This is a genomic window from Phytoactinopolyspora halotolerans (assembly GCF_010550675.1).
Taxonomy (GTDB): domain Bacteria; phylum Actinomycetota; class Actinomycetes; order Jiangellales; family Jiangellaceae; genus Phytoactinopolyspora; species Phytoactinopolyspora halotolerans.
In genome coordinates this window covers 472,799-495,152 of record NZ_JAAGOA010000001.1, presented here as the reverse complement: position 1 = coordinate 495,152, position 22,354 = coordinate 472,799, and the positions used below count along the sequence as shown (strand labels likewise).

17 protein-coding genes are annotated in these 22,354 nt (G+C 69.0%); 10 read left to right on the top strand and 7 right to left on the bottom strand.

What is annotated here, in order from left to right; translation table 11 throughout:
- Positions 1-75: 75 nt before the first annotated feature.
- Positions 76-696 (bottom strand): PIN domain-containing protein, encoded by a 621-nt coding sequence (locus G1H10_RS02205; protein ID WP_376778531.1) that lies wholly within the window; start codon positions 694-696, stop codon positions 76-78.
- A 356-nt stretch (positions 697-1,052) separates the two neighbouring features.
- Between G1H10_RS02205 and G1H10_RS02200 the strand changes: the two genes are divergently transcribed.
- The 3 genes from G1H10_RS02200 to G1H10_RS02190 all read left to right on the top strand — a co-directional run bounded on the left by G1H10_RS02200 (position 1,053) and on the right by G1H10_RS02190 (position 4,325).
- Positions 1,053-1,475 (top strand): Hsp20/alpha crystallin family protein, encoded by a 423-nt coding sequence (locus tag G1H10_RS02200; protein WP_163731917.1) that lies wholly within the window; start codon positions 1,053-1,055, stop codon positions 1,473-1,475.
- 79 nt (positions 1,476-1,554) lie between these two features.
- Positions 1,555-2,103 carry a GNAT family N-acetyltransferase gene (locus G1H10_RS02195; protein WP_163731915.1) on the top strand — a complete coding sequence of 183 codons (549 nt, stop codon included), beginning with the start codon at positions 1,555-1,557 and terminating at the stop codon, positions 2,101-2,103.
- A gap of 194 nt (positions 2,104-2,297) precedes the next feature.
- Entirely contained in the window at positions 2,298-4,325 is a 2,028-nt protein-coding gene (locus tag G1H10_RS02190) for a HelD family protein (RefSeq protein ID WP_216852811.1), read from the top strand.
- A gap of 79 nt (positions 4,326-4,404) precedes the next feature.
- Here G1H10_RS02190 and G1H10_RS02185 read toward each other — a convergent pair whose 3' ends face one another.
- Positions 4,405-6,069 carry a DNA repair helicase XPB gene (locus G1H10_RS02185; protein WP_163731912.1) on the bottom strand — a complete coding sequence of 555 codons (1,665 nt, stop codon included), beginning with the start codon at positions 6,067-6,069 and terminating at the stop codon, positions 4,405-4,407.
- 142 nt (positions 6,070-6,211) lie between these two features.
- On the opposite strand from G1H10_RS02185, the gene G1H10_RS02180 reads away from it, so the two are divergent.
- Positions 6,212-7,819, top strand: coding sequence for an LCP family protein (locus G1H10_RS02180; RefSeq protein ID WP_163731909.1), 1,608 nt, complete (start codon positions 6,212-6,214; stop codon positions 7,817-7,819).
- 22 nt (positions 7,820-7,841) lie between these two features.
- On the opposite strand, the gene G1H10_RS02175 is transcribed toward G1H10_RS02180, so the two are convergent.
- Positions 7,842-10,211, bottom strand: a complete 2,370-nt coding sequence (locus tag G1H10_RS02175; RefSeq protein WP_163731906.1) for a helicase C-terminal domain-containing protein — start codon at positions 10,209-10,211, stop codon at positions 7,842-7,844.
- 118 nt (positions 10,212-10,329) lie between these two features.
- Complete coding sequence (locus tag G1H10_RS02170) at positions 10,330-10,515, bottom strand: hypothetical protein (protein ID WP_163731903.1); 186 nt, start codon at positions 10,513-10,515, stop codon at positions 10,330-10,332.
- Positions 10,516-10,912: 397 nt separating this feature from the next.
- Between G1H10_RS02170 and G1H10_RS02165 the strand changes: the two genes are divergently transcribed.
- Positions 10,913-11,548, top strand: coding sequence for an HAD family hydrolase (locus tag G1H10_RS02165; protein WP_163731901.1), 636 nt, complete (start codon positions 10,913-10,915; stop codon positions 11,546-11,548).
- A gap of 54 nt (positions 11,549-11,602) precedes the next feature.
- Here the strand turns inward: G1H10_RS02165 and G1H10_RS02160 are convergent, their stop codons facing one another.
- Entirely contained in the window at positions 11,603-12,367 is a 765-nt protein-coding gene (locus G1H10_RS02160; protein WP_163731897.1) for a DUF3027 domain-containing protein, read from the bottom strand.
- Between the two features lie 145 nt (positions 12,368-12,512).
- Between G1H10_RS02160 and G1H10_RS02155 the strand changes: the two genes are divergently transcribed.
- Positions 12,513-13,970 (top strand): MFS transporter, encoded by a 1,458-nt coding sequence (locus G1H10_RS02155; protein ID WP_216852809.1) that lies wholly within the window; start codon positions 12,513-12,515, stop codon positions 13,968-13,970.
- Between the two features lie 10 nt (positions 13,971-13,980).
- Here the strand turns inward: G1H10_RS02155 and G1H10_RS34920 are convergent, their stop codons facing one another.
- Positions 13,981-14,364 carry a cold-shock protein gene (locus G1H10_RS34920; RefSeq protein WP_163731891.1) on the bottom strand — a complete coding sequence of 128 codons (384 nt, stop codon included), beginning with the start codon at positions 14,362-14,364 and terminating at the stop codon, positions 13,981-13,983.
- A 142-nt stretch (positions 14,365-14,506) separates the two neighbouring features.
- Between G1H10_RS34920 and G1H10_RS02145 the strand changes: the two genes are divergently transcribed.
- The 3 genes from G1H10_RS02145 to G1H10_RS02135 all read left to right on the top strand — a co-directional run bounded on the left by G1H10_RS02145 (position 14,507) and on the right by G1H10_RS02135 (position 19,257).
- Positions 14,507-15,286, top strand: coding sequence for a HipA family kinase (locus G1H10_RS02145; protein WP_163732151.1), 780 nt, complete (start codon positions 14,507-14,509; stop codon positions 15,284-15,286).
- Positions 15,283-15,663 carry a DUF3037 domain-containing protein gene (locus tag G1H10_RS02140; RefSeq protein ID WP_163731888.1) on the top strand — a complete coding sequence of 127 codons (381 nt, stop codon included), beginning with the start codon at positions 15,283-15,285 and terminating at the stop codon, positions 15,661-15,663. The genes G1H10_RS02145 and G1H10_RS02140 overlap by 4 nt, the downstream gene beginning before the upstream one ends.
- Positions 15,664-16,191: 528 nt before the next feature.
- Positions 16,192-19,257, top strand: a complete 3,066-nt coding sequence (locus G1H10_RS02135; protein ID WP_216852807.1) for a sacsin N-terminal ATP-binding-like domain-containing protein — start codon at positions 16,192-16,194, stop codon at positions 19,255-19,257.
- A 34-nt stretch (positions 19,258-19,291) separates the two neighbouring features.
- Here G1H10_RS02135 and G1H10_RS02130 read toward each other — a convergent pair whose 3' ends face one another.
- The gene (locus G1H10_RS02130; RefSeq protein ID WP_163731887.1) at positions 19,292-20,749 is read right to left on the bottom strand and encodes an NCS2 family permease; all 1,458 of its coding nucleotides are present in this window, start codon (positions 20,747-20,749) and stop codon (positions 19,292-19,294) included.
- A 202-nt stretch (positions 20,750-20,951) separates the two neighbouring features.
- Here G1H10_RS02130 and G1H10_RS32215 point away from each other — a divergent pair, with 202 nt between their 5' ends.
- Positions 20,952-22,154, top strand: a complete 1,203-nt coding sequence (locus G1H10_RS32215) for a DUF2530 domain-containing protein (RefSeq protein WP_216852806.1) — start codon at positions 20,952-20,954, stop codon at positions 22,152-22,154.
- The last annotated feature ends 200 nt before the right edge of the window (positions 22,155-22,354 follow it).

The following is a 22,354-nucleotide window of genomic DNA, read 5'->3' as shown; positions in this document are numbered from 1 at the left end:
GGGGCCGGGCGGGTATATTCATGGTACCCCTAGGCGGCGCCGACGCAAATTCGCGCGGGCTCACGGCCCGCAGGGTCACCAGCCTGATGGTTTCGCCAACCTCCCAACGTCGTGCGGCATCTGGTGATCAGTGAAGTCGCCCGCGGCCAGACTCCTCCACCAATGTCCTCCCACGCCTGCATCAGGAGCACCGGACAGTGCGCCGGCTGTATAGCCGCTGCCGGGATTGACGGTTCCGACCGGCACGCGCCGACGCGCCTCTTGCACAGGCCACCGCAGATCGCTGTCATTACTGATCACGACGGCTGCGTCGACAACATTGTCGAGCACGTCCACCAGCAGGTGCGACGCCACGTTCACGTCGGAGCCCTTCTCTTCCCAGGTCGCGACCGACGCCATGAAGGTAGCCGTCACCACCGGCTGCCCACCGTCGTGGACCATGATCGGCCAGCCCGGCTGGACGAGGACGGGCCGTCGTCGGCTGTTCGATGTCGCCAGCGGCCGCGTGACGAGCTTCCTGATGTACGCGCCGAACTCGACGTGGTCGACGGCACCGTGATCCAACAACGCACTGATATAGATGTCCTGATCCAGGGCACCACCTGGATTGGACTCCCCGTCCATGCGTGCCGTGCAGTACACGACTCTCTCGACGGTCGCCTCCGGCCATAAGGCGGACTGTTCGGCGACGAGCACCTTGGCCAGACTCCGGATGTCTAGCCATCGCCATCCAGGCTTGCCTCGCCCGCAGTGGCGGCGCCCCGCATAGTAGAGATTGTAACCGTCCGTCCATATATATACCCACACGCATGGAATCATGCCCTCCATATCTATCTTACTCGGCCACGGTGAGCGGTATAGCTGATTGTAGCGGCGCACACGTGGGCCATAACCTTCTAGTCCACCTAGACAGGCGCAAACGCTCGCTAACCATCGCTGTGGCATGGTAGGTTGATCGCCACCGGTGAACAGCCATCCGGAATTGAGTCGCCCGCGCTCAAGTTATACCGAGTGAACCTGGCACCACCAGGCAGAACAGAGAAGGAGACATCATGACGACCACACTCACGCTCAGGCCCTTGGCCGATGTCGACCGCCTGTTCCAGACCTTCTGGAACGCCCCCGCCGACGCCGGCGCCTTCACGCCGTCCGCCGACGTACATCGGAACGGCGACGACTTGGTCGCACGGTTCGACCTCCCCGGCGTAGACCCGGAAGAGGACGTGACCGTCGAGGTCCAGGGCCGCAGGCTCATCGTCCGCGGAGAGCGCAAGGATTCCCGCGACGAGGAGCGGGACGGCTACCGTCTTCGCGAAGTCCGCTACGGGAGCTTCCAGCGCTCCGTCGTGCTGCCCGTCGCTGCCGATCCGGAGAAGGTGAGCGCCGGCTATGACGCGGGTGTCCTCACGGTCACGGTCGCCGACGTCTACGCCGGCACGGCGCCGCGCCGCATCGCGATCACCAAGACGGCCTGACGCGGCCGACAGCTCCGGGGTGGGCCGGCATGGCAGGACCCCCGGCCCATCCCGGGCACATCTCGGCTAACGTCGGAACATGATCTGGACCGTGCAGACCGCGCTTGGCAGGTTGACGCTCCGGGAGCAGATCGAGCCCGACGACGAGCCGGGCCTGCTCGCATTGTTCGCCGAGTGCGACGACTGGTTCGAAGCGACGACGGGAGGACCTTCCGGCCCAGGCGACGTCCAGAGCCTGTTCTACTCGCTGCCGGAGGGCGCGAGCCTCGACGACAAGCATCTGTTCACACTGCGCGACGACGAACGGATCGTCGGACTGATCGACGTGGTCGCGCGCTATCCGGACCCGCGCTCGTGTGCCGTCGGGACCTTCCTCATCGCTCCCTCACATCGCCGGGCCGGGGTCGCCAAGGCGGTTGCCCAGGTGCTTCTGGCCGAGGCCAGGGAGTTCGGGTTCAAGCAAGTCACCGCCCCCGTCGTGGATGTGTGGCCCGCCGGGGCGAGGTTCGCCGAAGCGATCGGGTTCGAGATAGGCGACGTCGCCAGTCCGACCACGAATCGCCACACCGGCAGGCACGAGTCGTCGGTGCGCCGTGCCATCTTGAACTTGGACGCGCCGGCTGGGTAGACGTCACTCGCGTGCCCGCGGTGACGGCACCCCGCTCGGTATGCGCACACGCCCCACGGTGGATACCTGAGCTGCGGGTGATTTGACACGCACCAGGCGCGTGCTCTAGCGTTTCATGCTCTTCGCGACCGGACCGGATCACCGGGCCGTCGGAAACGTACGATCTTCCGCCGAGCCCTTGGAGGTTTCCGCCCGTGTCCGCTGCGCATTCTCCAGAAGAGGTCCTCATCGCCGAGCGCGACTACATGCGTCGCGCCCGTGCGGATCTCCGTCGTATGCGAGAACATACGCTTTCGTTGAAGGCGCAGGGTGGCGACCATGTCTCCACCGAGTATCTGAAGGCGTCTCTACACCGCCGCGCGAAGGCTCTGGAAGACGACCCGTCTCTTCCGCTCTTCTTCGGCCGCATCGACCGGCTGACCGCCGCGCCCTCCATCGACGACCACCCCGAACAGCATGGCGAGATGTTCTACATCGGCCGCCGGCACGTGATGGACGACGCCGGCGACCCCGTGGTGATCGATTGGCGGGCTGACGTCTCACGCGCCTTCTACCAAGCCACCCGGAAGGATCCGTGCGGGCTCACGCTGCGTCGCAGGTTCGGGTTCGCCGACGGTGAGCTGACGTCGTACGAAGACGAACACCTGCAGGACGCGGACGAGGCGGACAAGACCAGTCAGATCCTGACCGAAGAGATCGAACGTCCCCGCGTCGGACCGATGCGGGACATCGTCGCCACCATCCAGCCCGAGCAGGACGACGTCGTCCGCCTGGAGCTCGACCGGTCGGTGTGCGTCCAGGGAGCACCGGGCACCGGCAAGACGGCCGTCGGACTGCACCGAGCCGCTTACCTGCTGCACACCTACCGCAACCGGTTGTCCCGCAACGGCGTCCTGGTGATCGGGCCGAACCGTGCGTTCCTGCACTACATCGGCCAGGTGTTGCCGACTCTCGGCGAGGTCGACGTCCGGCAGCTGACGATCGCCGAACTGGTCGAGACGGTCCCGATCCGCGGTTCCGACGCGCCGGCGGCCGCCGCCCTCAAAGGCGACTCGCGGATGGCACAGGTGATCCACCGCGCCGTGTGGGCGAACGTCGGCGAACCCACCGAGACACTGCTTGTCCCGCGTGGCACCCGCACCTGGCGGGTTCCCGTGCATGAGGTGCGGGACGCGATCGAGGTGCTCCGGAAGCGCGGCGACGGTTACGCCACCGCGCGAGCACTGCTGCCACAGCGGCTAGCCCACCGGATCCTGCTGCGGATGGAGGCGTCGGGCGAGATCACCGACGATCGGGTCCAGAACGCGGTGGCCCGGTCGCGTCCGATGAAGACATACGTGGAGGCGTTGTGGCCGGCGCTCGACCCGGTCAAGGTCGTCATGCGGCTGCTCAGCGACCCCGAGCTGCTCGCGGTGGCCGCCGACGGCGTATTCAGCCCGGAAGAGCAGCGCCTGATCCGGTGGGCGAAAACTGCGCGCGGAGTCAAGTCGGCGCCCTGGACGGAGGCGGACGCGGTCCTCGTCGACGAGGCACGAAGCATCATCGAGCGGTTCAGCGGCGTCGGCCACGTGGTGCTCGACGAAGCCCAGGATCTCTCACCGATGCAGCTACGGGCCGTCGGCCGGCGCGCGGCCGGCTCCTCCGTGACCGTGCTCGGCGACATCGCGCAAGGCACGACGCCGTGGGCCACGCCAACCTGGTCCGATGCGTTGGAGCATCTGGGGCACCGAGACGCGCACCTGGAGGTACTGCGCAAGGGTTATCGAGTGCCGGCCGCCGTGGTGGAGTTCGCCTCCCGGCTGCTGCCGTCCGTCGCCGCCGGGGTCGAGCCTCCCGAACCGGTCCGTTCCAATCCCGGTCTGCTCGAGATCGTCTCGGCCGGGCGCGACTTCCACGATGAACTCTCGTCCCTCGTCCGCGAGGTCTCCGGCAGGGTCGGATCGGTCGGCGTGATCGTCGCGGACGACATGGCCGAGCACGTCGGACGCGCACTGCACGCGGCGGGTATCGCATTCGGACAGCTCGAGGACGATGCGCCGCTCACCCTGGTACCGGCCACGCTCGCCAAGGGTCTGGAGTACGACCACGTCATCGTCGCCGAGCCCGCCCGCATCGTCGACGCCGAGGCGCACGGTCTGCGCCGCCTGTACGTGGTGCTGACTCGAGCCGTGTCGTCACTGACCATCGTGCACGCGCAGCCGCTCCCGGAACCGCTGCGCTGACGCCGGCCGGCGAACGGCCACAACCTCGACAGCCGACCATCGACAGCAGGCAGCCGGCAGCCGATGGTCGACGCGACGCTCAGGCCGGTTCCTCGCCGTACAGGATGTCCTCCGCGTCCGCGATGTGGTACGCGTACCCCTGCTCGGCCAGGAACCGTTGCCGGTGCTGCGCGTACTCCTGATCTACCGTGTCCCGGGCCACCACCGAGTAGAAGCGCGCCGTACGGCCATCCGCCTTCGGCCGCAGCAGCCGCCCGAGCCGCTGCGCCTCCTCCTGCCGGGAACCGAACGTGCCGGACACCTGAACCGCGACACTCGCTTCCGGCAGGTCGATCGAGAAGTTGGCAACCTTGCTGACCACCAACACGTTGAGCTCGCCCGTCCGGAACGCGTCGAACAGCCGCTGCCGCTCACGCACCGTCGTCTCCCCCTTCACGACCGGGGCGCCGAGCCGTTCGGCCAGCTCGTCCAGCTGGTCGATGTACTGGCCGATGACCAGCGTGGGGTCACCCTCGTGCCGCTTCACCAGCTGCTCCACCACCCTGGTCTTGATCTCGGTGCTGGAGGCGAGCCGGTAGCGCTCGTCGGCCTCCGCGGTCGCGTAGGCGAGCCGCTCTCCGTCCGGCATCGTCACCCGCACCTCGACACAGTCAGCAGGCGCGATGTACCCCTGGTTCTCGATCTCCTTCCACGGCGCGTCGTACCGCTTCGGCCCGATCAGGGTGAAGACGTCGTCCTCCCGTCCGTCCTCGCGCACCAATGTCGCCGTCAGCCCGAGCCTCCGCCGCGCCTGCAGGTTCGCGGTCATCCGGAAGATCGGCGCGGGCAACAGATGCACCTCGTCGTAGACGATCAGACCCCAGTCGCGCGCCTCGAACAGCTCCAGATGGGTGTACGCACCCTTCCGGCGGTTGGTCATCACCTGGTACGTGGCGATGGTGATCGGACGGATCTCCTTCTTCGATCCGGAGTACTCGCCGATCTCGTCCTCGGTCAGGCTGGTGCGGCGGATCAGTTCATCGCGCCACTGCCGCGCCGCCACGGTGTTCGTCACCAGGATCAGCGTCGTCGCCTGGGCGTGGGCCATCGCGGCCGCACCGACCAGCGTCTTGCCGGCCCCGCAGGGCAGAACGACGACGCCGGAGCCTCCGTGCCAGAAACCTTCGGCGGCGTCGCGCTGATACGGCCGGAGCGACCAGCCGGTCTCGTCCAGGGCGATCTGGTGTGCTTCCCCGTCCACGTATCCGGCCAGGTCCTCCGCCGGCCAGCCCAGCTTCACCAGTACCTGTTTGAGGTTGCCGCGCTCGGACGGGTGGACCGTGACGGTGTCGTCGTCCACCCGGGCACCCACCAGCGGTTTCACCCGCTTCGAGCGCAGCACCTCCTCAAGCACGGGCCGGTCCGTGCTGTGCAGGACGAGGCCGAGCGCAGGGTGCGTCTCCAACCGGAGCCGCCCGTATCGGGCCATCGTCTCCGCGACGTCCACCAGCATCGCGTGCGGCACCGGATACCGCGAGTAGGTCATCAGAGTGTCGACCACCTGCTCGGCGTCGTGGCCGGCGGCCCGAGCGTTCCACAGGCCCAACGGGGTAAGTCGATATGTATGGACGTGCTCGGGAGCCCGCTCCAGCTCGGCGAATGGCGCGATCGCCCGTCGGCACGCTTCTGCCTGGTCATGGTCGACCTCGAGGAGCAGGGTCTTGTCGCTCTGCACGATCAGCGGTCCGTCAGTCACGTCCGCCATTGTCCTACCGAGCGGCGTCAAAACCACAATCCGCGAATGACGAGCGCCCGGCCCGGTAGCCGGCGGCGCCGCACCGACTATGTGTTGCGTGTGCCACTAATCTCTAGGTTCCGTCGGTTCGGTCCGGCAGAATGATCACACGATGTCTCCTTCCGACCGCCCGCCGCACACGTCGAGCGAACATCCCCGTTCGACGGAAGGCGAGCGGCCATCGGCGGGCTCAGGACGCGCTATCGGATACCGGCGTTTCCTGGGCCTTTCTGCTGTCGGTGCGCTGTTTCCCGGTGCCGGTCTGATCGCGGCCGGACGGCGGCGGCTCGGATGGGTCCTGCTCGGTGCGTTCCTGATCGGTGCCGGGGCCGCGGCGGTCTACCTGTACCGGGCCGGGAACACCGGCCTGGTCAAGCTCGGCACCGATACCGATCGGGTCAACGCGATCGGTTACGGCCTCATCGTGGTCGCCGCCGGGTGGCTCGTCATCGCGGCGGCCAGCTTGCGCGCGCTCGAGCCGAAAGGGTTGTCCGGGCCGCGCCGGCTGCTCGCCGCGCTCATGGTGACCATCGTCACCTCCACCGTGCTCATCCCGCTGGGGATCGGTTCGCACTACGCGTTCACCCAACGCGATTTCATCGAGAGTGTCTTTCCGGACGAAGAGCAGAACCAAGCGCAGGAGCAGGAGCACGACGGGGAGGTTCAGCATCCCGGCGGCAGCGACGCCGCGCCGGCGGGGGAAGAGCAGACCGACGACGATCCGTGGGCCGACCGGGGCAGGGTCAATGTACTGCTCCTCGGTTCCGATGCCGGAGCGGACCGCGACGGAGTGCGCACGGACACGATCATGGTCGCCAGCATCGACACGCAGAGCGGCGACACGGCGCTGTTCTCCCTCCCGCGCAACCTCCAGTACGCACCGTTCCCGGAGGGAGAACTGCGGGACGCCTACCCGAACGGATTCCACGGCGCACCCGCGTCGGAATACTGGCTCTCCTCGGTCTATCGCCACGTGCCGGATCAGTTCCCGGACTATTTCTCGGACTACGACGATCCCGGTGCCGCGGCCGTGAAACTCGTCGTCGGCGAGACACTGGGACTGGAGATCGACTATTACGCCATGGTGAACCTCGACGGGTTCCAGGCCATCGTCGACGCGCTCGGCGGCGTCGTCATCGACGTCCCGTATGACATCCCGATGGGCACGCAGGCCACGAATTGGGGCACGTGCACCCAGCCACGAGACTGGATCCGCGCGGGAGAACAGCAGCGGCTGGACGGCGACCAGGCGCTGTGGTTCGCCCGCGCCAGGTGTGGCCCGGCACCCATCAACGACGATTACGAGCGGATGCGGCGGCAGCGCTGCATGATCGGCGCGATCACTGCACAGGTCAACCCGTCGACGCTGCTCATGCGGTATCTGAACCTCGAACGCGCCGTCCGGGACAACTTCACCACTGACATCCCGCGGCAGCGGCTGGACGACTTCGCCGAGCTGGGCGAGCGCATCCAGGAGGCGGAGATCCGCAGTCTGCCGTTCACCGACGAACTCGTCGACTACACCAACCCGGACTACGAGCTCATCCGGGACTTCGTGCAAGAGTCGCTGGAGCCCTCCGGCGAGCCGTCGTCCGATTCCACCCACGAGGCCGTCACACATGGGGAGGACGACGACGGACACGGCGACGGCGCACCGGGCAGCACCGGCGACGAGCCGGACGAGAGCGACGGCGCGCAGTCCATCGACGTGGTGTGCTGAGACGCACCGGGCCACCGCGGCGTCAGGCGTCGACGGCAGCGACCCCGCTGATGCGATGGACGGCGAACGAACGGATCTCACTGCTGCGGTGGTCGAAGGCGGCGAGCCAGCCACCTTCGAGCCGTACCGGATCGACCACCCGTTCGCTGGTCGCACCATGATGGTCCACGTAGCCGATCCAGATGGTGGAGCCATCCTCCAAGGCACGACGGAGATCGGCGAGCGTCTGCGCCGAAGCGGTGCGGCCCAGCCTGCCGGGCACGACATCGGCCGGACGGACCGACGACGAGCGGTCTCCGGCCCGCAGAGCACGAACGGCCGCGCTCAGGACCGCATCCGTAGGCGTGGGGCGATCCGCCAGAGTCGGCTGCGGCGCGGGCCGCCCGAATGCCCGTCTGGGCTCGACACGAGAGACCACCACCGACCCGTCCGCGCTCTCCGGCGTCGGCGCGAATCCGAGCTGTCGCAGCCGTTCCAGCACCGTCACGCCGTCCAGCGAGGAAACGAGAACCGTCGGCGCCAGCCGCCGCAACCCCAGCGCCGACGCCTGCGGAGCGGCGACGATTTCGCTGAGCAAGGCATGGTCGTCGCTGCGGATGAACGACGACGCCGCGCCGACCCGAAGCACCCCATGTCGCCTCGCGACGTCGTCGACGAGGTACGTCAAGGGTTGCGGTACGGGAGTCCGGGAGACGGATTCCAGAAAGCGATGGATGTCATCGGCCGTGCGGCCGGCGTCCAATGCACGCCGGACGGACTCTTCGGTGAAGCGGTGCACGGTGGCACCGCCCCTGCTCTCCACATCCGAGAGCAGGTTCAGCTCGCGGGCCAGTTCGGACTGGAGCGGTCCCGGGACGACCGCGGTGAGGTCGGCCTGGAGAAGCAGGTGATCGAGTGGTTCCGGCAGCAGCCCGGCGAGCCTGGTACGGGCCTCGTCCGTGTCCTCGGCCAGCAGCGGACGCATGTGGCCGGCCAGCGCGCCCATCCCGGTGACGCCGAGAAGCTCCGCCTCGCGCATGGTCCAGCGCACGATGTCGTCCCGGAGCTGCCCACCACGCCGCGGCCGGCGCCAGCGGATCGCGGCTACGAGTCCCTCCACATCGACCGCTGCACCGGCGGGCAGGCCGGCGAGCACGTCCAGAGTGGTCCGCTTGACCTCGGGGGTGAGCGGACGATCGATCTCACCGCCCAGGGCGGGCACCGGTTTGTCACGCTCATCCCGGCTGCCGACCAGGCCGGCGGTACGGCTGGTCTCCAGCCATCCGCGCACCAAGGTCACCCACCGGTCGGCGACGCTCTCCCGCTGCCAGGCGTCATACTCCGGCGTGGGCGTCCAGGTAGCGTCCTCGCCCTCGCTGACCGCGATCAGTCCGGCTACGTACGCGACTTCGGCGACGAGGGCGGCGCCGGTCTCGTCCGTGTCCAGCAACTCCGGGAGTCGGCGCAGGTCGCGAACGGACAACCCTCCGGTCCGTAGCACCGGAGGCGGCCGCAGCGACCATGCGTCGAGCAACGTCTCCACCTGACGCACCACGTTGAACGCGCCGGCGGCCGCGGCCCGATCGACCCGATCCGGATCGCGTCCGGTCATCTCCGGCTGCGGCGGCTCGGTCCGGACCGACGGGTCGAGAACACCTCCGCGCAGATACACACCCACTTCCCGCGGGAGCACCACCGAGGTATCGTCGACAGGGATGAGCAGGCCCGCCGCGAGCAGGCGGTCGATCGGCGTCCGGGCGGTCGACCGATCGACGGCGCGTCGGGCGTCGTCGATCCGGCCCGTCGGCGGTCCCTCCGACAGCGCGCGAAGCGCCGACACCGCCTCCGGCCCGACGTCGTCGAGGAGCCCCTGCACGGTGTCCGCCGCTGCCAGGTGAGCGGCCGCCGTCTCGGCGTTGGATGCGTGGTCACCCGAGACTTGCAGGCCCAGGTCACGGACGATCGTCGCCAGCCGGGCGGGCGGAAGGCCGAGCAGCAGCTGGTGTGCCGACGGCCCGAGGCCGGCCGGATGCGGTCCGACGATCTCGGCCACCACCCGCACGAGGTGGATGGACTTCTGCGTGCCCCAGGTCAGAGCGCGCTCACGCAACGCCGCCAATGCCGAGTCCACTGCTGTCTTCGGCGCTGACAACAGCTCCCGTACCGCCTTGGGTGTCGCCGGATCCCCCAGCACGATCAACGCATCGACGACGCTCAGCGTGAACCGGTCAAGCCGGTCGAGCACGCGCACCGCCGAGGAACGGGTCGCCGCCCTGGAAGCGAGCTGGGCGATGTCGACCGGCACGGGTACAACCAGATCAGGGCGGATACGCAGCAGCGCCGCCAACTCTTCGTCAGTGCGGGCCCGGAGATCGTCAGCCAGGCTGCGTGGACCCGACCTCGTCCTGGTCATCAGATCTACAGTATGGGATTCGACGCGCGGCTGACGACTGGCACGGCAGGCACACCGGCGCCGAGCGAATCCTCAGCTGACGGAGCACAGAGCTCTGGCGTGGGAAAGGTCGGCGCCGCTACAACCGGCGCAAGCGATCCAGCACCTCACCGGTGCGGTCGGCCACCTCACGCCGGGCGCGCGCATCGGCCGCCAGCGTCTCGGGAGCGATCTTCGGCAGCGGTGTCTGCCCGGGCTTGCGCCGTGCGAGTGTGGCGGGTCGAGAAAAGCTCATGCCGCTCTCATCGGCAAACTGAGAGGTCATGTTCCCATGATCATGAATCGGCATCTAGAAAGCAATGGCCCGAACGGACGATTGGCATCGGCCATGATGTCACGGCCGAGGTTAACCATGCATGACAGCTCTGTGCGTCAATGTCACAATACGTGACCGGCACGCCGACATTTTCTGACGGTGAGTGACGCGAGCATCACCGCGCGGGCCACCGACGCCTGTTCACTCGCCGAAGCCCATCTCGCCACCCGAGACGGCGTTCGCGCGAAATGTCGCCGATGCCCGGGTGGGCCACATGGCTGTCACATCCGCCACGTACAGTGATCACATGAGCGGCGACGCGACGAGCGAGCGGAGTGGTCGGCGTAGCGAGGAACGAGCGCAGCCGCCCGCGCAGCAAGCGAGGAGCGGAGCGCGACCAGAAGACATGAGCGGAGCGCGACCAGAAGACACGAGCGTTGTCGTCGGGTTCGACCTGGATCTCACCCTCGTCGACTCCGCCGACGGCATCACGGCCTCGTTTCTGGAGGCGACGCGACAGGTCGGCGTAGCCGTCGATCCAGCCGAGTTGCGGCCGTTGATCGGCCTTCCGCTCCCGGACACCATGGCGCATTTCGTCCCGCCGGAGTCGATTCCGCGCGCGATCGAGATATATCGAGAGGTGTACCCGAATCTCGGTGTGCCGGCGTCCAAACCGCTGCCCGGTGCGTTCGAGGCAGTGGACGCCGTCACCCGTCGCGGCGGGCGGGCGATCGTCATCAGCGCCAAGATCGCCTCAGCGGTCCGGCAGGTCTTGGAACATGTCGGTATCGAGGTCGCCGACGTCGTCGGTGAACGATTCGCCGAGACGAAAGGCGACGCGCTACGCCAGTACGGCGCGGCGGCTCACGTCGGTGACCATCCCGGGGACATGATCGGTGCCCGCTCCGCCGGTGCGTGCGCCGTGGGCGTCACCACCGGTGGACACGACGCGGTCGCCTTGCGAGAAGCCGGCGCGGATGTCGTCTTCGCCGACCTGCTGGACTTCCCGTACTGGCTCGATGACTTCATCGCCGCCCAGTAATCGGCAGTCAATCGGCCGTTCTCGACGGTGCCGGAGCCGCACCGGGCAGCCGCTTCACGATTCCAGCGGAACCAACTCATACGAGAGCGTGTCAACCACGTGGTCCGGGGCCTCGCTCGACGGGCTGGGCAGCCGGACGTCGCTATGCCCGCCGCATCCGTGGTCATGACTGACCACCTTTCCGTCGAACGGGGTCCGCTCGTTCGTGCAGACGCTGAAACCCTGGCCGAGCGAACCGCTCAGCGCGACGGCGAAGCCGCACGTCCCGCACCGGCCAGGTGCCGCCTTGGCCGTCTCGGTGTGCGGGCCCGCGTCGCCCTCATACCATCGCTGTGCGGCGTCGTCCCGGCCTTCTCGGGACAGCACCCATTCCTTGCCCAGCCCGAGCTCCTCCAGCACGTCGATCACGTGCTGATCGGCGCTGGATGTGTAACCCGGGTCGAGGCGCGGATCGTCGTCGGAGACCGGCAGCAGGTCCCCCGGGCCGAGATCGTCCGGGGAGATACGGTCTTCCCACGGCACCCACGCAGGCGCGAGGACAGCGTCGGAACCGGGAAGGAGGACGCATTCGTTGACGGTCACCTGCTTGGAACGTGAGGCGCGCGTCAGCGTCACCGCCCAACGCCATCCGACGTAGCCCGGCAGCAGGCAGGCGAAGTGGTGGGTGACGACCCGGTCGCCTTCGGCCTCATGGCCGATATGATCACCGACCGCATCCTCACCACCTGTCTCGATGGCGCTCACGCGGGCGACATCGACGGCGCCGATGAGGACGGCGTCCGGCTTCGGGGAACGGTGACGACTAGCGACTCGACTCACGAGCGACAATTATCTCAGACATACGCCGTAACCGGTAACCGCGCTCCGACCAAAGATGCGATTGGATGGCCACGTGTCCGACGTCCCACCCCCGCCTCATCGGAGCACCGATGACGACGAGCATCGCCGCCGGCGACCAGGACCGGTGCCACCACCGCCCGATGCCGAACGTTCGACCCGGCCCGAGCTCGGCCGTCCCAGCACGGTCGATCCGGCCGGCTCGCGTGCCCGAAGGGTGGCCGGCACATCGGCGCGCGCGGCGAAGCGTGCGGCGTCCGGCACCGCCCGCGTCACTCGTGCGGGCGCCGGGCGGCTGCACCGTGCGGCCGAAGCCAAGGGTGCGGGCCAGACCGGGTTGTCGCGGCTGATCGAGCTCAATGCCTTCAGCGCGTTCGCCGACGGGCTGGTGATGGTCGCCCTGGCCGGAACGCTGTTCTTCTCCGTACCGTCCGACGACGCCCGCGGCAATCTCGCGCTGTACCTGGCCCTGACGATGGCTCCGTTCGCCGTGGTGGCCCCGCTGATCGGGCCGTTCCTGGACCGGTACGCGCATGGCCGGCGATGGGCGATGGGGGTCACGGCGGCGACGCGCGGCTTTCTCGCCTGGGTCGCGGCGGATGCCGTCCTGGACGAGGGGCTGTGGCTGTATCCGGCGGCGCTCGGGATCCTGGTCGGGCAGAAGGCGTACGCCGTCACCCGGGCGGCTGCCGTGCCGCGGCTGCTACCGGAGGGCATCACACTGGTCGCGGCGAATTCGCGGCTGCAACTCGCGGCGACATTCGGGACCGCCGTCGGCGCGCCGATCGGCCTCGCCCTGGCGCAGATCGGCGACGATTGGCCACTCCGGGCGGCATTCCTGGCCTACATCGGCACCACTGTCTTCGCCGTGTTGCTGACGAAGAAGGTGGATTCGGAGGCGGCCGCGGCGCGGGAGCAGCAGCTGAAGATGAAGAAGGCCGGCCGTCGGTTCCGCGTCGGCGGCAAGGTGGTGCGGGCGCTGCGCGGCAACGTCGGCCTCCGGTTCTTCTCCGGATTCTTGACGATGTTCTTCGCCTTCGCGCTGCGTGAGGAGCCGGTCGGCGGTCTGAACGGCATGGTGCTGCTCGGCGTGGTCGCCGCGGCAGCCTGGGTCGGCAGCGCCGGTGGGACGTCACTCGGCGCGCTGGCGCGCTCCCGCAGCCCGGACGCGACGATCATCACGCTTGGCATCGTGGCGACGGCGGTCGCGGTCACCACGGCGATCTGGTGGAACCTGATCACGGTGATGCTCGCCGGCCTGATGGCCGGCTTCGGGCAACAGCTCGGGCGGCTGTCGCTGGATGCGATCATTCAGCGCGACGTGCCCGACCGCACACGTTCCAACGCCTTTGCGCGCTCCGAGACGTCGCTCCAGCTCTCCTGGGTGCTGGGCGGCGGTGTGGGAATCATGTTGCCGTTGGTCCCGGCGCTGGGCATGGGGGTCACGGCGGCGTTCGTCGCGTTGACGCTGTTCTGGGCCGTGCAGGTCAAACCGCAGTCGGTACAGGAGCAGCACGGGCCGCCGTATCCTCCGCCGGCCACGCCACCGCAACCACAACCCCAACCACGCCAGGGTGACGACTGACCGCGTCTGTTCAGAGCTCGAGGTCGTCTGCCACGCGCCGCAGCACGGCCGCCACCTTGCGTGCGGACTTCTGGTCCGGATGGCGTCCACGGCGGTAACTGTTGGACAGACCGTCGAGCAGTTTGATGAGATCCTCGACGATCGTGACCATCTCGTCCGGCTTCTTCCGGACCGCTGCCGACACCGACGGTGGCGGGTCGAGCACGCGCACGGACAGCGCCTGCTCGCCACGCTTACCTGCGGCCACACCGAACTCCACCCGTTGCCCTGGCTTCAGCGCGCTCACTCCGCTCGGCAGCACCGAGGAGTGCACGAAGACGTCGCCGCCCTCGTCCTTGGAGAGAAAGCCGAAACCCTTCTCCGTGTCATACCACTTGACCTTGCCGGTTGGCACCGCAGACCTCGTTTGTCGTCGGATGTCGGACCATCACGACCCTGGTAGGGCCGACGTCATCCAGCCTATGGCCGTCGATGTGGTCGTTCCCACCAGGGCTGGAAGAACTGTGCGTGCCGTAGCGTCTTGTTCCGTGACCAAGATGGCTACAGCGGACACCACACTACCCGTCGTCCGGGCTGTCCGGTATGTGCAGCCGCTACGCGAAGGCGGTTCGTTACCGGGGCTGATCGAGACGGATGACCTGGGCACGTACGTGGTGAAATTCACCGGTGCCGGCCAGGGTACGTCTGCCCTCGTGGCGGAGATCGTCGTCGGCGAGCTCGCGCGCAGGCTGGACATCCGGGTGCCCGCGCTGGTTCTGGTCGACCTCGACGAGGCGATCGGCCGGCGCGAACCCGATCCGGACGTCCAGCAGCTGATGCTGGCGAGCACCGGTCTCAACCTGGGCGTCGACTTTCTTCCGCGGGCGCTGGGGTACGACGGCCGCGGTCGACGGCCGCCGTCCGACGTCGCCGCACCGGTTCTTTGGCTCGACGCCCTGACCGTGAACGTCGACCGCAGCTGGCGCAACCCGAACCTGCTGCTGTGGCACGGCGAGCTGTGGGCCATCGATCACGGAGCGTCACTGGTCTTCCACCACGGCTGGCCGGACGCAGAGGCGTTCGCGAAGCGCCCGTATCCGGTGGACGACCACGTTCTGGCGCCCTTCGCCGGCCAGGTCGCCGCGGCCCATGAACGGCTGGCGCCGCGCGTCACCGCGGAATTGCTGGCAGAGGTCATGGACCTGGTGCCGACCGGCTGGCTGCCGGAAGTGCCCGGCACCGCGGGTGCGGAAGCTGTCCGGGCCCGGTACGTGGACTACCTGACCTTGCGGTTGCGGAACGCATCGGCGTGGCTTCCCAGCGAGGAGTATCGGTGAACGGCCGCTATCCCTTCGAGTACGTGGTGCTGCGGGTGGTGCCGCGGCTGGAGCGAGGCGAGTTCATCAACGCCGGGGTCATCGTCTACTGCCAGCAACGGGATTATCTCGACGCGGCCGTGGAGGTCGACGCGGACCGGCTGGTCGCGCTGGATCCCGGCGCCGACGTCGACGAGATCACGGCAGCGGCGAACGCCTATGTCGCACCGTGCTGGTCCGATCTGGATGACCCCACGTCACCGGCCAGTCTCGGCGAGCGGTTCCGATGGCTGTCCGCACCGCGCAGCACCGTGATCCAGCCGGGTCCCGTCCACGCCGGCCTCACCCGGCGCCCCGCCGACGAACTCGTGCGCCTCTTCGCCCGGCTCGTTCGCTGATCGGCCGACGAGCATCGATCACTCCGACAACCCCGACCCGCGCTTCCACCCACGACAGACGACACGGTCTGCCGTTCCTTCGGCCGCTCGTCACACGACAGGACACATGGTCTGCTGGTAGTCCGGCGTCGGCTCACACAGCATGTCTCACAACCGGATCGTGTTCGTCGCCGTGTGAACGTCAGCCGGTCTACGCGGTTCGTGTGAGACGTCGTGCGGATCCTCGCCGCTTCTAGCCATGTGTGACCAGACGTGGAACACGTCGTGGTATGTCCGACTGCTCTCAGCGGCCCAAACGCCCACAGCAAGGCTCACGACCTCGCCCAGCGGCCTTGAGGCACACGACCCGACACACGGCGTCACCTCGGCGTTGCGGAGACGGCTCCCGGCCGATGCCGGGCCGCCGCCATGTGGAAGAAGACCGGTTGTGCGTATGGTCGTGCCAATGTGGGCTGGTCCTGAGCCGGTGTGCCGCGTGGGGCCTTGGGCCGGGACGACTCCCGAAGACGCGCGGGTACTGTCACAGGCGTGGACACCTTCTCGACCGCGGCCATCCGCACACGCGTGCTCGCCGCGTGGAGCGCGTCGCCGGCCCGATTCCGCGAAGACGCCAACGCGGAGGAGGAGCTGGTGCTCGGCGCGTATCGCGACCGGCTCGTCGTCGAGCTCGCGCAGAACGCCGCCGACGCGGCCACGCGCGCCGGCACGAGCGGGCGGCTGCTGTTACGGCTCGAGGGCCACACGTTGCTCGCCGCGAACACGGGAGCACCGCTCGACGCCGCCGGTGTCGAGGGCCTGTCCACGCTGCGCGCCTCGGCCAAGCCGGCCCCGGACCGCGAGTCCGGCGACGGCCGGGACCGCACCGTCGGACGGTTCGGCGTCGGATTCGCCGCCGTCCTGGCGGTCAGCGACGAGCCGACGGTGCACTCGCGCAGCGGCGGCGTCAGATGGTCCCGTGCCGAGGCGCGGGAACTCGCTTCCGCGGTGCCCGAGCTCGCCGGCGAACTCGACCGACGTGGGTCGGCCGTCCCGGTCCTCCGGTTGCCGTTTCCGGCCGCGGGGGCGGACGCTCCGGCGTTGCCCGACGGGTACGACACCGCCGTCGTCCTTCCGCTCCGCGACGAGCAGGCCGTCACCGTCACCCGCAGGCTGCTGGCCGCCGTCGACGACGCCCTGCTGCTCGTACTCCCCGCGCTGCGCGAGGTCATCGTCGACATCGACGGCGAGCGGCAAGCCCTGAACGCCAGCCCACCGCTGGCGGTCGATCCGGACGCCGGACTCTGGGAACGTCAGGTCGGTCCCCGCCGGTGGCGGCTGGCCCAGCTGAGCGGACGGGCGGACGCGTCACTGCTCGCGGACCGCCCGGTCGACGAACGTCTGCACCCGGCGTGGTCCGTCACCGTCGCGATCCCCGTCGACGAGGCACCGACGGACCCGCTCGGAATACCGCCGGCAGACGCCGGGAGCGACGCTGCGGACGTCATACACCCCGCGGCGCTTCCCGAGTCGGTGCCGAATGTCGCGCACGCGCCCACCCCCACCGATGACCGCATCGATCTTCCGGCCCTGGTGATCGCCGACTTCCCGCTGGACTCCACCCGGCGGCATGTGGCGCCAGGTCCGTACACCGACCACCTGGTCGACCAGGTGGCGGCGGCATACGCGCGGCTGACCGCATCGTTCGAGACGCCGGCGGCGCTCACCCTCGTGCCCGGGCCGTTCGGTGCCGGCGAGCTCGATGCGGCGTTGCACCGCGCCATCCAGCGATCCCTCGCCCGCACCGCGTTCGTCCCGTCCGCGCACGGACCACTGCGCCCTGTCGAGGTCGTGCTGGTGGATGGACTCGAGCGCGCCGGGAATCCGCAGGCTCTCGCTCCCTTCGTCGCCGGGCTCCCGGCGCCCGGGTGGGGACGCCGCGACGTGCTGAGCCGCCTCGGCGCCCGCACACTGCCGCTCGCGGACCTGATCGACGAGCTCAGCGCCGCACAACTGGCGCCCGAGCAATGGCGTGAACTCTATGCGGCGCTGGACGGCGCCGGTCTGGAGGCGCTCGGCGCACTGCCGGTCCCACTGGCCGACGGCAGAGTGGTGCGCGGTCCCCGCGGCGTCCTGCTCCCCGAGCAGGCGGACGCGGAGCTTCTCCGGCTCTTCGGCCTCCGGGTCGCCCACCCGGAGGCCGTCCACCCGCTGCTGCGCCGGCTCGGGGCGGTCGAGGCCGACCCGTCCGCCGTGCTGGCCGACCCGGCGGTGCGCAATGCCGTCGCGAACGCCGACGACGAATCGGCCGAGCGTTTGGCGGAGGCGGTGCTGGCGCTGGTCGCCGCGGCGGACGCATCCCATCAGGAGCTGCCGTGGCTGGCGGAGCTACCGCTGCCGGACGCGACCGGTTCGCTGGTGCCCGCGGGAGAGCTGTTCCTGCCTGGCACGGACATGGTCAACCTGCTCGACGTCGACCCCGCCGAGTACACGACCGACGCGGGCGTGCTGGAACAGCACGGTCCGGACGTTCTGAAATCCGTGGGTGTCCGCACTGGCTTCGCCGTGCTGCGGGACAGCGACGTGCCGCTCGACGACGACATCTGGCACGACCTCGACGACGAGGATCAGTGGGCCGCTACGGTCCTGGCCACCCTCCCGGAGACCGCGGTGCCACCGTTGCTGTCCGAGTTCATCGCCGTCAGGGATCTCGATCTGATACGCGCGGACGCCTGGACCACCGTCCTCGGCCGACTGGCTGAGTCCCCGGACACGCGTGCCGCCGTCGTCGACCCGGTCTTCGCCGTCCTGGCGGACGGCAGCCGGCGGGCGGTCGAGTCGTACACGGCATGGTGGCTGCGTACGCATGTGCGGCTCGACGGGTACCGTCTCGACGAGTTGTGCGCACCGGACGCCGCACCCATCACCCGGGCGTTGCTGCACCCGCTCCCACCGCGGGCCGCGTCGGCCGCGGATCACGAGTTCGTCACCGCGCTCGGTGTCGCCCGTTCGGTGCGCGACGTCGCGCTCGACACGCTTCTCGACCGGCTCGGCGACGAGTCCACGACGCTGACGTCGCATCAGCTGATGGAGATCTACGCCGAGCTCGACCTGCGTGCGTCCGAGACGTCCGTGCCCGACGCTTTCAGCGCCGCGGTATCGAAGGTCCGCGTGCCGGACGGCGTGGGCACCCGTCTGGTCGACGCCGCCGACGCCGTGGTCTGCTCCGGTCCGCACTGGCTTCAACTCGGCCTGCCCGCCGTCATCCCCGGTTCTCCGGCGCTTGCCGATCTCCTCGACGTGGACCTCGCCGAGGAGGCCTACGATGCCGTGCCGGTCGGCGACGGGGACCGGCTCGCGGTTCCGGACGTCGCCCGGGACGTCCTCGGCGAGGTGACGGACAGCTACGTCGAACACGATGAGCTCAGCGTCGCCGGGGTCCCGGTCGACTGGTGGCTGGACGGCGAGACGGTGCATGCGGCGACGCTGGACGGCTTGGCACGCGGGCTGGCCTGGGCCGCCGGAGCCTGGCACCGTCGTTGGGTGCTCGCGGAGGCGCTGGCAGAACCCGACGCTCTGCCGTCGTTGCTCGCCGACGAGGCGTTCAGCGATCGCTGAACGCCTCGTCGCCCGGGCAGACCATCGGTTCGCGTCAGCTGACCCCGAGCAGGTCCTCGATGGGCGAGATCGCGAAGTAGACGATGAAGAGCAGCATGACCACCCACATCAGCGGGTGGACGTCGCGGACCTTGCCACGGAAGAGCTTGATCAGCGCGTAGGAGACGAAACCGGCGCCGATGCCGACCGTGATCGAGTAGGTGAACGGCATCAGGATGATCGTCAGGAACGCCGGAATCGCCAGTTCCAGGTCGTCCCATGGCACGCCCCTGATCTGACTGATCATCAGGAAGCCCACCAGGACCAGGGCGGGCGCGGCCGCCTCGTTCGGCACCATCGCCACCAACGGCGACAGGAACGTCGCCAGCAGGAAACACACGCCGGTGACGATGCTGGCCAAGCCGGTGCGGGCGCCTTCGCCGACACCTGAGGCGGACTCGATGTAGGACGTGTTGCTGGACACGGCCGCCACTCCGCCTGCCATCGTCGCCACGCCGTCGACGAGCAGAATCTCATCGCTCCGTGGTGGATTCCCGGCGTCGTCGAGCAGACCACCCTCGTGTCCGACCGCGACCATCGTCCCCATCGTGTCGAAGAAGTCGGCCAGCATCAGCGTGAAGATCAACAGGAGCACGCTGACCAGGCCGACCGACTCCCACGATCCGAGCAGGCTGAACTGACCGAGCAGGGAGAAGTCCGGCACGTCGATCGGGTCGTCCGGCACCACCGGTGCGTTGAGGTTCCAGCCGCTCGGGTTGTCGGGGGTCGTGCCGAGATCCGCGACCGCCTCGACGATGACGGCGACGACCGACGTCCCGACGATCGTCCACAAGATGGCACCGCGGACGCCCCGTGTATAGAGGAAGAACAGGGCGAGAAGCCCGAGGGCGAAGACCGCGACCGGCAGCGTCGACAGGGATCCGCCGATCCCGAGTTCCACCGGCGGCGACGGCAACCCGGTTGTGGTCACGAACCCGGCATTGACGAGCCCGACGAGCGAGATGAACAGCCCGATTCCCACGCTGATCGCCGTCTTCAAAGCGCGCGGAACCGCGCTGAACACCGCCCTGCGCACTCTGAGCACCACCAGGATCACGATGATCGCGCCCTCGATCACGACCAGCCCCATCGCGTCCGCCCAGGACATCTGGCTGGCCACGCCGAAGGCCACGAAGGCGTTCAGGCCCAGGCCGGTCGCCACCGCCATCGGGAAGTTGGCGATCGCTCCCATGGCGATGGTCATGACGCCGGCCACCAGCGCGGTCGCGGCGGCGATCTTGGCCAGATCGGGCTCGCTGCCCCCACCGAGGAACTCACCGTTGACGTCCGGCACCAGGCCGATGATCAATGGGTTCAGCACGATGATGTATCCCATGGCGAAGAAGGTCACGAGACCTCCGCGCACCTCTCGCCCCATCGTCGAGCCGCGCTCGCTGATCCGGAAGAACCGGTCCAGTGCGGCATGCGTGGACCGCCATCGGGTTGCCGGCATCGTGGCTCCTCCTGTTTCCCCGGCATCCCGGTGCCGGAGGCTCGTCGTTCCGGTTCGCCGGACAAGCGTCTCAACCCACGTCCGCGGGCGATGCAGCCAGTCACCGGATACGCTCGGCAACCACCCGCGCATGGGCCGCGAGAGGGCGAAAGTCGATGATCGGTTAGGCCGCTACCGGACAATCCGGCTAACCTGTCGTTATATGGGGAACGGTCGGCGTCGACAGCAGGAGGCGCCTCACGTCCAGCCACTGGACGTCGACGGCGTACGCACCGTCGCGATCCTGACCATCTTGTGGGCGGTCGCCTTCGTTGCGCTCGCCTTCAACACCGACCGGCTCGATGAGGCCGGATACGGGTGGATGCTGTGGATGTGCCTGGCCGGGGTCGGTCTGGGCCTGCTGGGCCTGGAGTACACCCGCAAGCGCCGTGACGCGATCGCCGAGGCCGAGCTCGAGGCCCAGGAAGACGCCGACGACGAGCACGGTATCGAGGCCGACGACGGCAACACGAGCGAAGCGGGCGACGCGGAGCAAGCCGACCAGGACCGCACCGCTGCCCGGCGGACGGCGGCTGCGAAGACCGACGAGGACACGCCCGCCAGAGGGACCCGGCCAGCAGGCCGACGACGTTCGTCGCAACCGGACGCGACGCCGCCGGCATCCGCGAATCCACCTCCGGTCCCCGGATCCGAGCCGCCGTCGCGGGGTGCGGGCAGCGCGCCGAGCGGGCCCTCGACGCCGCCGCCCACGCGCCCTCCGTCCGGCTCCGGACCTGAATCGTCCCCGAACCGAGGGAGCGCAGGGGGTCTCGGCTCACCTCCGGCGTCGGCGGCACGTCCGCCGATGGGGACACCGACCGGGCCTTCAACGCCGACCGGACCCTCGCTGCCAAGCGGACCGTCGACACCCGCCGGTCCCGCGACGCCCGCCGGTCCGGCTATGCCGGCCGGACCATTGTCATCCACGTGGCCGCCGCCGCCCGCCGGACCCGCCACGCCGGCCACGCCCGCCGATCCTGCGACGACACCATCGCCGGCCGCCGGCCGTTCTTCCCGCCGTCGCCAATCCATGGGACCGGCACGGCCCGGACGCATCGATGTCGCCAAGGTGACCGACCTGCCCGTGACCGACGCGCCGGCGCGCGGGGATGCCGTGGCCGGCGATACCACCGGCCCGGCGGGCGACATCAGCCCGATGTGGTCGGAACTGCTCGACACGACGGGCAGCAACCGGCCCGTCCATGACGCCGAGGCGGACCCCGACGCGCCGTTGCTCGACGACACCACGCTGGGTGGTCGCCGGGCCAGGCGGTATGACATGCAGCAGGACATCGACGAGATCACCGAGGGCGGCGGGGGCATCTATCGGGGTCGCCGCGCACGTCGGCGCCCGGACAGCGCCTGAGGCCCTCCTCCCGCACCCAGGCGCGCTTTCTGCCATTTCGCACGCCCGCGACCACCGCATACTCGCGCATCGCACTCGCGCGTGGCGCCTCCTGCTGGATCACATCGCACAGGGTCACGCGCGGCCCACAGACCTCGACGACACGACCGGCCCGTCATGAGTGTCCCGCCGATACGCGGCTGGCAGTTAGCAAAGGTAAT